This window comes from Paenibacillus phocaeensis (assembly GCF_900021165.1).
In the GTDB taxonomy this organism is placed as follows: domain Bacteria; phylum Bacillota; class Bacilli; order Paenibacillales; family Paenibacillaceae; genus Fontibacillus; species Fontibacillus phocaensis.
In genome coordinates this window covers 22258-34926 of record NZ_FCOQ01000011.1, presented here as the reverse complement: position 1 = coordinate 34926, position 12669 = coordinate 22258, and the positions used below count along the sequence as shown (strand labels likewise).

Annotated in this window: 7 protein-coding genes and 1 other annotated feature; all 7 genes read left to right on the top strand. The window is 53.2% G+C overall.

The window, feature by feature from the left end:
* Nucleotides 1-229, top strand: a 229-nt coding sequence (locus BN3795_RS05600) for a hypothetical protein (RefSeq protein WP_198524656.1), incomplete at its 5' end; no start/stop codon positions are given.
* A 456-nt stretch (nucleotides 230-685) separates the two neighbouring features.
* Entirely contained in the window at nucleotides 686-2710 is a 2025-nt protein-coding gene (gene ligA, locus BN3795_RS05595) for an NAD-dependent DNA ligase LigA (RefSeq protein ID WP_068783728.1), read from the top strand.
* 185 nt (nucleotides 2711-2895) lie between these two features.
* Nucleotides 2896-4257, top strand: coding sequence for a radical SAM/SPASM domain-containing protein (locus BN3795_RS05590; protein WP_068783727.1), 1362 nt, complete (start codon nucleotides 2896-2898; stop codon nucleotides 4255-4257).
* A 275-nt stretch (nucleotides 4258-4532) separates the two neighbouring features.
* On the top strand, nucleotides 4533-6002 hold the full coding sequence (locus tag BN3795_RS05585; RefSeq protein WP_068783726.1) for an ABC transporter substrate-binding protein: 1470 nt from the start codon (nucleotides 4533-4535) through the stop codon (nucleotides 6000-6002).
* Between the two features lie 78 nt (nucleotides 6003-6080).
* The gene (locus BN3795_RS05580) at nucleotides 6081-7535 is read left to right on the top strand and encodes an ABC transporter substrate-binding protein (protein WP_068783725.1); all 1455 of its coding nucleotides are present in this window, start codon (nucleotides 6081-6083) and stop codon (nucleotides 7533-7535) included.
* Between the two features lie 82 nt (nucleotides 7536-7617).
* Nucleotides 7618-9102: an ABC transporter substrate-binding protein gene (locus BN3795_RS05575; protein ID WP_068783724.1), complete on the top strand. Its 1485-nt coding sequence runs from the start codon at nucleotides 7618-7620 to the stop codon at nucleotides 9100-9102.
* 198 nt (nucleotides 9103-9300) lie between these two features.
* The gene (locus tag BN3795_RS05570; protein WP_232729854.1) at nucleotides 9301-10494 is read left to right on the top strand and encodes an MFS transporter; all 1194 of its coding nucleotides are present in this window, start codon (nucleotides 9301-9303) and stop codon (nucleotides 10492-10494) included.
* A gap of 365 nt (nucleotides 10495-10859) precedes the next feature.
* Nucleotides 10860-11497 (top strand) — a sequence feature (most likely nonfunctional fraction of RNA operon).
* The last annotated feature ends 1172 nt before the right edge of the window (nucleotides 11498-12669 follow it).

The following is a 12669-nucleotide window of genomic DNA, read 5'->3' as shown; positions in this document are numbered from 1 at the left end:
GACCGTGACCGGCGGCACGGCGGGGGCCTCCGCCGCCGGCAAGACCGCCCCCGGCGACTTCAACGCCGGGGACAAGGTCGCCCACGCCAAGTGGGGCGTGGGCACGGTCGTTGCCATCAAAGGCTCCGGCAACGACACGGAGCTGCAGATCGCTTTTCCGGCGCCGGTGGGCGTCAAGCGGCTGCTGGCCGGCTTCGCCCCGATCACGAAGGTGACCGACGGCGAATAGCCGGGTATAAATCCCCCGAACCGGGGAAGGTTGAGGGGAGTCGGGCTTGATTGGCCCCTCAACCCTAAATAAGGGGAATTTAGGGCCTTATTTTCATCGGATCGGGGTTATCATGGGAAATAAGGGTGTTTTATGTTCTTATTTTGCGCATTTAACGGTGCTGGGCGGGTTGAAGCGTGAAATAGCGCCATTCATTCCCCTTATTCCTCGCGAAGTGCGGCATTTCCGGCAAATAGCGGTAAAAAATACCCTTATTAACGTGGCCGAGTCGTGCTCATCGGATTAACGCCAGGTGCATTCATGCTTACGTGGTGTGCGCCGGTCTGTGCCGTGCAATTCCCGCACTTCCATGACATCGTCGCACTTTCCTCAAACAAATCTATCCTGCGGAGCGAATCCTTGCCGGTTCCTCCGTTTCCATACCTATCTACCTACCCTAAGGAGGGTTGTCCCTGCATGGATGTGATGCAACAAATGGAGCAGCTCGTCGAGCAACTGAATCGGTACAACTATCATTATTACACTTTGGATGAGCCGCTGATCAGCGACCAGGAATACGACAGGTTGTATGATGAACTGACGGCGCTCGAGGCGCAGACGGGGATTACCCTGCCGGATTCGCCAACGGGGCGCGTGGGCGGCGAGCTGCTGGAGGGCTTCAAGCCCCACCGGCATCTGGCTCCGCTGTGGAGTCTTGACAAGGCGCAGAACGAAGAGCAGCTGCTGAGCTGGAACAACCGGGTTATCAAGCTGATTACCGACTATAACAGCAAAAATCCGAACACCCCCCTGCCGGACCCGACCTATGTGGTCGAGCTGAAATTCGACGGATTGACGTTGAACCTTACCTATACCGACGGGCAGTTGGTTCAGGCCTCCACCCGCGGCAACGGCGTGGTGGGCGAGGGGATTTTGCCGCAGGTAAAAACGATCAAATCCGTGCCGCTCACCATTCCTTACCGGGAAGGTACCTTCGAGGTGCAAGGCGAGGGCATCATGAATTTGTCCGTGTTGGCCAAATACAATGAGACGGCGGCCGAGCCGCTGAAGAACGCCCGCAACGCCGCCGCCGGCGCCTTGCGCAACCTGAACCCGCGTACGACGGCGGAGCGGAAGCTGAGCGCTTTTTTCTACAATGTGGGCTATTCGGACAACCTGAAATTTCAGGATCATCGGGAAATGATGGCCTTCCTTAAGGACAACCGGTTCAAGGTAAATCCCTATGTGACCTACCATGACAGCTTTGACCAGGTGATCGATGTGCTGCATGAAATCGTGGAGAAGCGCCAGACGCTCGATTACCTGATCGACGGGGCCGTGATCAAAATCACCGATATGCGTACGCGCGAAGTGCTGGGCTACACCGACAAATTCCCGCGCTGGGCGGTGGCCTTCAAGTTCGAAGCGGAGGAGACGACGACGGTGCTCGAGTCCGTCACCTGGAACGTCGGGCGGACCGGTAAAATCACGCCGCTGGCCAAGGTTGAAGCGGTTGAGCTGGCCGGGGTCACCGTGCAGAACTGCACTCTGAACAACATCGGCGACATCGAACGCAAAAATCTGAAGTTCGCCTTGGGGACCCGCGTGTTCATTCGTCGTTCCAACGACGTCATTCCGGAAATCCTCGGCAAGGTGCCGGAGGAACCGGAGGGTGGGGAGATCGTTTACCCTGAGGTTTGTCCGTCCTGCGGTACGCCGCTGGAGCAGCGCGGGGCCCATTTATTCTGCAACAACCGGCTGGGCTGCAAACCGCAGATCGTGGCGCGGATTACGCATTTTGCCTCCAGGGACGCCATGGACATCGAGACGTTCAGCGAAAAAACCGCCGAACAGCTCCACGACGAGCTGAACCTCCGCGAGCCGGCGGATTTGTACACGTTGACGTTCGACGATTTGATCAAGCTGGAGCGCTTCGGCGAGAAGAAAGCCAACAATCTCCTGCAGGCGATTGAGCAGAGCAAGGAACGGGATCTGGCGTCCTTCCTGTTTGCACTGGGCATTCCGAACACCGGCAAATCAACGACCAAGGTGCTTGCGGATCATTTCGGCAGTCTGGATGCCGTGTTGGCCGCCACTGCTGATGAGCTCACGTCCCTGCCGGATATCGGCGGCATCGTGGCCGACAGCATCGTCACCTTCTTCGCGGATCCGTTCTATCAAGGGGGCATTCGCAAGATGCTGGAGCTCGGCGTATCGCCGAAGGCACCGGCCAAAGCTGCTGCGCCCGTGACGGACTCCTTCTTCTCCGGCAAAACGGTCGTGCTGACCGGCACCCTGCATCAGTTGAGCCGGGACGAAGCGACCAAACGGCTCGAGGCGCTGGGCGCGAAGGTGACCGGCAGCGTGTCGAAGAAGACCGATCTCGTGATTGCCGGCGAGAAGGCCGGCAGCAAACTGGCCAAAGCCCAGGAGCTGGGCATCCCGGTGATCGAAGATGAGAACGAGTTGATCCGGCTTCTGAACGAGCACGAAAACCACTAAGCTGGAACACGATTTAAATCCCCGAAGCCTAAGCGGAGATCCGCGGATGGGCTCGGGGATTTTTTTGTGCCCCCAGCCTGGAAAAAGTGACGAGGATCATGGCGGCATGCCGGAGATTTCTTCATCATAGGTCGATGGATCAGAAAATCGGATTTGATCATTATCCAAGCAAAGGTGGAGAACACATGAATCACGATGCGTTACAGTGGAAACCTTCGCGCTTTAATGCGCAAAGCGAAACGGATGACGGCGGCCTGATGCTGTACAACAGCTATACCGGGGCGATCGTCGCCTGCTCGCCGACCGAGCGGAATCAAGTCCTGGAGTGGCTGGCCCCGGCCGCGCCTGTCCCGGAACCCGCGCCTCCGCTGTACGAATCGCTGATTGAACACGGGTTTCTCGTTCCCGGCGATACGGATGAAATGCGGCGCGCCCTGTTTCTGCATCAATCCATGCATGCGCAAGATGCGATGCATCTGGTGTTGCTGGTGACGGAAGCCTGTAATTTCCGCTGCACCTACTGTTATGAATCCTTCCCTCGGGCTACGATGCGCGAGGAAGTGCTTCGCGGACTGGAGGCTTATATGGCCGAGCGCGTCCGCACGCTGAAGCAGCTCACGATCAGCTGGCACGGCGGGGAGCCGTTATTAGTTCCGCACGTGATTGAACGATTATCCCGTTCGTTCATGGAAACCTGCGAAGCTAACGGCGCCGTATACGGCGCGGAAATGTCGACCAACGGGTACTACTTGACCCGGGACAGATTCGAGCAGATGCTGGATCTGCAAGTGGAGCGTTTTATGGTTACCCTGGACGGGGAGGGAGAAACGCATAATGCCCGTCGCGGCCTGAACGGAGGCGGGGAAACTTATCGGACGATCGTGGATAATTTGCTGTCTTTGAAGCAGGTAGATCGGCCGTTTGAAATCAATTTGCGCGTGAACTTCGACAACAGCAATTTGGAGGCCGTATCCCGGTTTATTCCGGTGTTGCGCGATTTGTTCGGCGATGATCCGCGGTTTAAGGTATATTTCCGTCCCGTGGGATGCATGGGCGGCGAGAACGACCTCAACCTGCCGGTATGCGATGAGCGGACGAAAGACCGCAGCATCTGGGCTTTCAATGAGCAAGCGATCGCGGAGGGACTTACGGTCAGCTCCTTTATCTCGGATATCCTGCTGCCCACTGGTGCGGTATGTTATGCTGCCAAGCCGAACTCCTTAATCGTGGGTTCCGACGGAATGCTGTATAAATGTTCGGTTGCGCTGGAGCAAGACAATAACCGCTTGGGGCAGATTCATGAGGACGGCACGATGGATCTGGATTACGACAAGCTGGCGCTCTGGACGACTTCCGGCGAAGAGACGGACGAGAAATGCCAGGCTTGCTTCTTCCGGCCGGCCTGCCAAGGGAACCATTGCCCGCTGTACCGGATGCGCACAGGGAATCGCCCTTGTTCATATGAGAAACGCCAGATCAAGAAGACGCTGCGTACGATTTGGCTGCAAGAACAACGGGATGCGGCGGCTTTGGAAACTTTGTCTTGACGGCTTCTCCGTCCTTAACGATATCCCCCTGGCAGAGGAGGTGATAGGCATGAAGGTCATCCGTTCCGCGGCTCAGGCTGCGCTCGTTAAAACCGGCCGGGTTTCCAAATCGGTACCGGGCAATTTAAGTTAACCGCCCCGGCGGGCATAATCTCCGAAGCCGGTCTCTTCATCCATTGAAGGGACCGGCTTTTTCCATGAGAAGTAACTATTTCCTGCCGCCTTCCGTTCTATTCATTGAGCGCTTTTAACTTTGGATGATTTTGGAGGCACGGATGAAAGGAAAATGGCTAGCTAAGGGATGCCTGGTGTTGCTGGCGTGTACCCTGTTTGCGGGATGCGCCGCCCGCCCGGTTCAGGAAACGGAGCAGCGCTCCAACCTGAAGGTAATGTATTCGCACGAAATCTCGTTCGCCCAGAAATACGGGGATATGTTTGCGATGAACCATCCGAATCTCGAGATTGAAGTCGTCGACATGCAGCGCGCTTATCGTGATCGCGTGACGACGGGCTTGAGCCGCGACGAAGCGATTGCCGCCCTAATTGAACAGGAACAGCCGGATGTGCTGCACTTAACCCTGGAGCAATACGCGGATTACGCGGCGAAAGGCAAGTTAATGCAGCTTGATCCGTTGATCGAACGGGATAAGTACGATACGGGAAGCATCTACCCGGGGCTGCTCGAAACGCTTCGGGAACAAGGCGGCGGCAAGCTGTACGGGTTATCCCCCTATTTTCGCGGAAGAGCTCTTTTTTATAATGCGGATTTGTTCGCCAAATACGGAATCGAACCCCCGCATGACGGGATGACCTGGCAGGAGATCTTCGACACGGCCCGGCGTTTTCCGACGGACGGAGGCGAAGATACTCGCGTTTACGGATTCGGCAGCGGCGACTACGGGATGTCGATGAAGGATCTCGTTTCCTCTATCGCGGATACCCACGGCCTAAAATATCTTGATCCGAAAACGATGAAAATGACGCTGAATACGGAGTCCTGGAAACAAGCGTATCAATTGGCCAAGCAAGCCGTAGATTCCGGTGCCATCCACAACCCGAAGAACGGCGGCTTCAGCAGCGGGTCGATGGAGGATTATTACATGAGCCAGCCGTTTGTCATCGGACGGATGGCTATGACGGTGGGCAGCCCTTATCTGCTGTACGACATCAAAGATGCCAAGGGGCAGGTTAAGGATTACAAGCCCTTTCAAATCGGCATTGCGGCCGGGCCGGTCGATCCGGCTGAGCCCAATAAATCCCGGAGTATTCACTTTGACGAGATCTATGCGATTCGGGCGAACTCGCCGAATGCGGATGCCGCCTGGGAATTTCTGAAGTTTGTGAACGGCGAAGAATACGCCAAGGTGAAATCGCGAACGATCGACACCGCGGTTTTATCCCGGATGGTGGGGAATAGGGAATATGACGGCGTGAGCCTGGAAGCCTTTTATAAGTTGAAGCCTGATTTGGACGGCAATCGCGCGCAGGATGAAGCGAAAATTCCCAATGATTTTTACGACCCGTACCAACAAATCGTCGATCGAGAGATCAAGTTGGTCGAGGAGAATAAGAAATCCATTGAGGAAGCGCTGCGGACAATTGAACAGGAAAGCCAGGCCGTTTTGGATAAAGCGGTCAAGGTGGAATCGACCAAGAAGAAGGGAGCGGAGAGCGCTGCCTCCGGAGATGAGGCATGGATCACCCTCACCGAAGAGGGGGGCGGTGTGCTGGTGACCCACCCATAGTCGGATGTAACTATCTTTCTTCTCGTTCGTTTGTTCAATGACGGTATACATTAAAAAATATTCATTTTGGAGGTTGCAATGAAAAGTTTACGGTTACGCAATGTAGCGCTGGTGGCCTTATGCGGGCTGCTGTTCGCAGGGTGTACGAGCGGCCCGGCGAAGGAAGCGGAAGAGCGTTCGAGCTTTAAAGTGTTGTATCATGACGAAAGATTCTTTTTCCAGGAACTTGGAGATTTGTTCGCGATGAAAAACCCAAATATCGATATTGAAGTGGTCAGCACGAATCAGATCTACAATCAGGACGTCACGGATTACAACAAGGCGTTTGAGGATTTCGTGGAGAAAGAACAACCGGATGTGATTATGCTGGGCACGGACAATTATAAGGAATTCGCTTCGCAAGGCAAATTGATGGAACTGGATCCGTTGATCGAGCGGGATAACTACGATACCGAATCGATTTTCCCCGGGATCATCAATCTGCTTAAGGAACAAGGCGGCGGCAAACTGTACGGATTGGCTCCTACTTTTTACGGAAACGCGATTTTTTACAATGCTGACTTGTTCGCCAAATACGGGGTCGAGGTTCCGCATGACGGGATGACCTGGCAGGAAATTCTCGACACGGCCCGCCGCTTTCCGACGGAAGGGGACAAGGACACGCGGGTCTACGGCTTCGGCACGAACTATGGGATGACGCTAGATAATCTAGCCTCTTCAATCGCTCGTACCCAGGGGTTGCAGTACCTCAATACCAACTCGATGAAAATGACGTTGAATACGGATTCCTGGAAACAGGCTTACAAGCTGGCGCTGGACGCTCTCGACTCGGGTGCGGTGTACAATCCCTCGCCGGAGGAAGAGTTCCGGGGCGGCACGATGGAGGACTATTATAAAAGCCAGCTATTTCTGATGGGGCGGATGGCGATGGTCATCGACGGCTCCTATTCGCTGCAATACCTGAAGGAAGCCCAAAACGCGATCAAAGACTATAAACCGTTCCAGGTCGGAGTGGCGGCGGGGCCCGTGGATCCGGCCGCGCCGGACAAGTCCCGGGATTTCGGGCTGAGCGAAATTTTTGCGATCCGGGCGAATTCACCGAATGCGGAAGCGGCTTGGCAGTTCATCAAATTCGTTAACGGCGAGGAATACGCGAAGGTTAAATCCAGAACGTTGAACAACGGCCTGATGTCTCGCATGGGGGTCTCCAAGGAGTATAATGGCATCAACCTGGATGTGTTCTATAAGTTATCTCCGATGCCGGAGGGCGATAGCATGGATTACAATAAAATTCCGGATGCCTTCCATAGCCAATACCAGACGATCGTCGACCGGGAGATAAAGCTGATGCAGGAGAAGAAAAAATCGATCGATGAGGCGCTCAAGACGATTGAAGAAGAAGGACAGGTCGTCCTGGAGAAAGCGGTAAAAGAGGAGGCCGCCAACAAAAAGAACGGGACAGAGGATAGCGGTTCGGAGAACGGAGCAGACCCGACTGACGGCGATGAAGATGTGATCACGATCACCAATTAATCGACAAACAGGAAACTATTACCTCCCTTTCATCGTTATATATAGTGAGAGGACATAAAAACATATTCATTTGGAGGTTATGATGAGGGGAAGTTGGTTACGCAAGGGGCTGCTGATGATGCTCTGCGGTCTGTTATTCGCGGGTTGCGCAAGCCGCCCGGCACAGAACAACGAGGAAAGTTCCAGCCTGAAAGTGATGTTTATGGACGAAAGCTATTTTTATCAGGAATACGGGGATTTATTTGCCATTCAGCACCCGAATGTGGCCATAGAAGTGGTCAGCACGAACAAAATCTACAATAATCAAGACGATAAGGACTTTGATGCGTCAAAGGCTTTCGACGAATTTATCGAGAAAGAACAGCCGGATGTGGTTGTGCTAGATTCGTCTAAATACGAGAAGTACGTGACCGACGGGAAGTTAATGGAGCTGGATACGCTGATTGAACGGGACAAATACGATATCGAAACCATTTATCCGGCATTGATTCAAATGCTGAAGGAGAGTGGCGGCGGCAAGCTGTACGGTCTGTCCCCGACCTTTTACGGAAACGCGATTTTTTACAATGCCGATCTGTTCGCCAAATACGGGATCGAGGTTCCGCATGACGGGATAACCTGGAAGGAGCTTCTGGATCTCGCCCGGCGTTTCCCGGTGGAAGGGGATAAAGATAGTCGGGTTTATGGTTTTGGCAGACAGTATGGCATGTCGATGGATAACCTGGCTTCCACGATCGCTTCGACCCAAGGTCTGCAGTTTTTGAATCCGGACACGATGAAGGTGACGATCAATACGGATTCCTGGAAGCAAGCGTACAAGCTGGCCATGGATGCCCTTGACTCCGGAGCGGTATATAATCCCGAAGATAACGGTTTTCAAGGCGGGACGATGGAAGAATACTATAAAAGCCAGGTCTTTGTGATGGGGCGGATGGCGATGACCATCGATGGAGTTTATCTGTTGTCCAACCTGAAGCAAGCCCAGGATTCGATCAAAGATTACAAGCCGTTTCAAATCGGTATAGCTGCGGGACCGGTGGATCCGGGCGATCCGGAAACGTCCAGAAATGTTTACTTTAATGATATCTTCGGGATTCGGGCGAACTCGCCGAATGCGGAAGCGGCCTGGGAATTTATCAAATTCATCAACAGCGAGCAATTCGCCAAGGTGAAGTCGAGAACGCTGAACAATGGGCTGCCGTCCCGCATGGGCATTTCTAAGGAATATAATGGCGTAAACCTGGAGTCGTTCTACAAGCTGAAGCCGAAAATGAACAACGACAATCGAAGTTACGAGAAAGTCCCGAACGATTTCTATATGCAATACCAGCCGGTGATGGATCGGGAGATGAAATTGGTTCAAGAGAAGAAGAAATCCATCGACGAGGCACTGCAAACCATTCAGGATGAAGCTCAAGCCATTTTGGACAAAGCGGTGGCGGACGAAGCCGCCAAGAAGGGCTCGAGCGATCAGAAGGATTCCGAGTCCTCAACCGATGGGGCCGCAACGGAATCCGGCTCTACGGATGCCGTTGTGAACACTACGGAAGACACCACGGGAGAATAACGACGATTCGAGTAAGCAGGGGGATTTACGCCTACGGCGTGAGTCTCCCTTTTTTCGGGTTTATTAAAGTTTCGCGATTTCGCCTTATTTGATGACAAAATGGTAGGTTTGATCCCGGGGATTTGCCGTATAATCTTCAGAGGCTTTTTGGGCTGTAGCCCAGTTAGACTAGACAACTTCGGGATGGGAGCGGGGCAAGTGTCGGGAAAAAAAAGGTTTCTGAACGGTATCGTCATCATTTGTTTTCTTGATTTGTTCGTCCAACTGCCGGTGATGGGCCCGTTCGCCCAAAGTCTCGGCGCTAATGCTTTTCAGATCGGGCTTGCGGTGGGCTTGTATTCGCTGACCAATATGCTAGGGAACCTGCTTGCCGGTATCTGGATTGACCGGTTTGGCGGCAGGCGAATTCTCCTCCTTGGTTTGTTGTTGACGGCAGGAGTGATCCTGCTTTATGTTGCTGTACGGCAACCGGGACAACTCTTGGCGGTACGTACCCTCCATGGTCTATCCGGCGGGTTGCTGGTACCGAGCGCGTTTGCGCTAGTCTCGCAATTTACCACGGACCGGCGGCAAGGGCAATCCATGGCGCAATCAGGGGCGGCGGTAGGGGTTGCGGCTATCCTGGGCCCTGCGGCAGCAGGGGGATTGAAAGCCAGTGCCGGATTGGATGTTTTATTCATAGGAACCTCGGCCTTACTGGTGCTGGGCGGATTGCTTGTTAGATTTGGCGCGCCTCGAGACGGGGGAAGCGGACAAGGCAAATCGGGTTCGTCTCCAGTCGGCGACCGGCATGGATTTCTCGCTTCCGTGCGGAGCAAATCGGCGGTATGGGCCTATTACGGAGCTTTTGCATTGATGTTTTCGATGGGAGCCCTCACATTTGGACTTCCTTTGAAGACGGAAGCGCTTGGTTTTCCGGCTCAATCTGCAGGCATGATGCTCAGCCTATTCGGGCTCGTTGCCATTTGTTTGTTCGTGTTGCCGAGCAATCGCCTGTTTGATCGCGTGCCGCCGCTGCGATTATGCGCTGCGGGCGGAGCGATTGTGATCGGATCGCTGATGGCCCTGTCGATGACCCGTGAGCAAGCCGGGATGTTTGCGGTCATGGCGGTTTATGGCTTGGGGTTCGCCCTTTTATTTCCTTCCTTAAATGCGCTGCTTCTCGGTCATGTCCGTCCGGAGCATAAGGGCAAAGCATTCGGGATGTTCTATGCTTTCTTCTCTTTGGGTGTCGTGGCAGGCTCGTCGGGGCTTAGTGCATTTACAGGAGATTATGATCTTGCGCTGCGTATAGCCGCGGGCTTTCTGCTTATGTCCTGCACGGGAGTCGGAATTTGGGGTATCCTTCGGAGAAGGCGCGTAGAGAAGGGAATCAGCCCATCGGCGGACTAAAAATACTAGTCTTATTAGCTTGTATCAGCTTGTTTTTGCATGGGGAATATTTCATATTGCAAAATAACTGCCGGCGTGATAAATTATTACTTGTCGCTTTGGACGACACCTTGTAGAAAGCTGGCAAGGTTGTCGAAAAAAGGAGTTGACATGGTTCGACTGAATGAGTATAATAAGAAACTGTTCGACAAAAACTGATTGAGACTTCAGTAGTTGATGAACAGCAAGCAAGTTCTTTGAAAACTGAACAAATGGAACACGTCAATTATGAACGATTAATTTTAATCGTCAGATTCAAAATGAGCAAGTCAAACACCTTGGATGGAAGACCTCGGCGCCTTCGGGTTCGAGATTCCTCCCATCCTTTATTGGAGAGTTTGATCCTGGCTCAGGACGAACGCTGGCGGCGTGCCTAATACATGCAAGTCGAGCGGAGTTAATTAGGAGCTTGCTCTTGATTAACTTAGCGGCGGACGGGTGAGTAACACGTAGGCAACCTGCCCGTAAGACTGGGATAACTACCGGAAACGGTAGCTAATACCGGATACGCAAGTTTCTCGCATGGGAGACTTGGGAAAGGCGGAGCAATCTGTCACTTACGGATGGGCCTGCGGCGCATTAGCTAGTTGGTGGGGTAACGGCTCACCAAGGCGACGATGCGTAGCCGACCTGAGAGGGTGAACGGCCACACTGGGACTGAGACACGGCCCAGACTCCTACGGGAGGCAGCAGTAGGGAATCTTCCGCAATGGACGAAAGTCTGACGGAGCAACGCCGCGTGAGTGAAGAAGGTTTTCGGATCGTAAAGCTCTGTTGCCAGGGAAGAACGTCCTCTAGAGTAACTGCTAGGGGAGTGACGGTNCAGGCGATCAAAACGCTTGAACCGTTTGGTGGCGATGGCGGAGGGGTTCCACGCGTTCCCATCCCGAACACGACCGTTAAGCCCTCCAGCGCCGATGGTACTTGGACCGAAGGGTCCTGGGAGAGTAGGACGCCGCCAAGCAAAGACAAAGAGCACTGCCGTTGATCCGGCGGTGCTCTTTTAGTTTTATCCATAAGTGCGGAGCTGCAGTTATTTCTGAAGAAACCGCCGTTTTTGGGGAATTAGTTGTCTGTATGCAGTTATTTTCGGCGATATTCGGGGAATGCGGCTGTTTGAGCAAATTTAACTGCAGATGGGCAACTATTGGGCCTGATTTGCCGAAAAGGTGAGAATTAACTGCACAGGCACAACTATTCAGTAACTTCTACTCGTCAAGGGATGATCAAAGAGCACCGAGAGCACCGAGAGCACCGAGAGCACCGAGAGCACCGAGAGCACCGAGAGCACCGAGAGCACCGAGAGCACCGATTGAACATTTGATGGGCATCTTGGCGGCGAGGCGAGGCGTTACACAGGTCCGGCACAAACTTGAGAATTAAGTGCGGAGCTGCAGTTAATTTCGGAGAATCTGCCGTTTTTGGGTAATTAGTTGCCTGTATGCAGTTATTTTCGGCGATAATCGGGGAATGGGGCTGTTTGAGCAAATTTAACTGCATGTGGGCAACTATTGAGCTTAATTTGCCGAAAAGGTGAGAATTAACTGCACAGGCACAACTATTTCAGTAACTTATACTCGTCAAGGGATGATCAAAGAGCACTGCCGTTGTTTCGTCATTCAGGTGTTTAGGCCTCAATGCCAACTAGTCGCTCCAACCCAATCGAACTTTTGATGGGCATGGAGTGCGAGGCGTTACACAGGTCCGGCGCAAACTTGAGAGCTAAGTGCGGAGCTGCAGTTAATTTCGGAGAAACCGCCGTTTTTGGTTAATTAGTTGTCTGTATGCAGTTATTTTCGGTGATAATCGGGGAATGGGGCTGTTTGAGCAAATTTAACTGCATGTGGGCAACTATTGAGCTTAATTTGCCGAAAAGGTGAGAATTAACTGCACAGACACAACTATTTCAGGAACTTCTACTCGTCAAGGGATGCCAAAGAGCACCGATCGAACATTTGATGGGTATCGATAGCAAGGCGCATTACACAGGTCCGGCGCAAACTTGAGAGTTAAGTGCGGAGCTGCAGTTAATTTTGGAGAAACTGCCGTTTTTGGGTAATTAGTTGTCTGTATGCAGTTATTTTCGGCGATAATCGGGGAATGGGGCTGTTTGAGCAAATTTAACTGCATATGGGC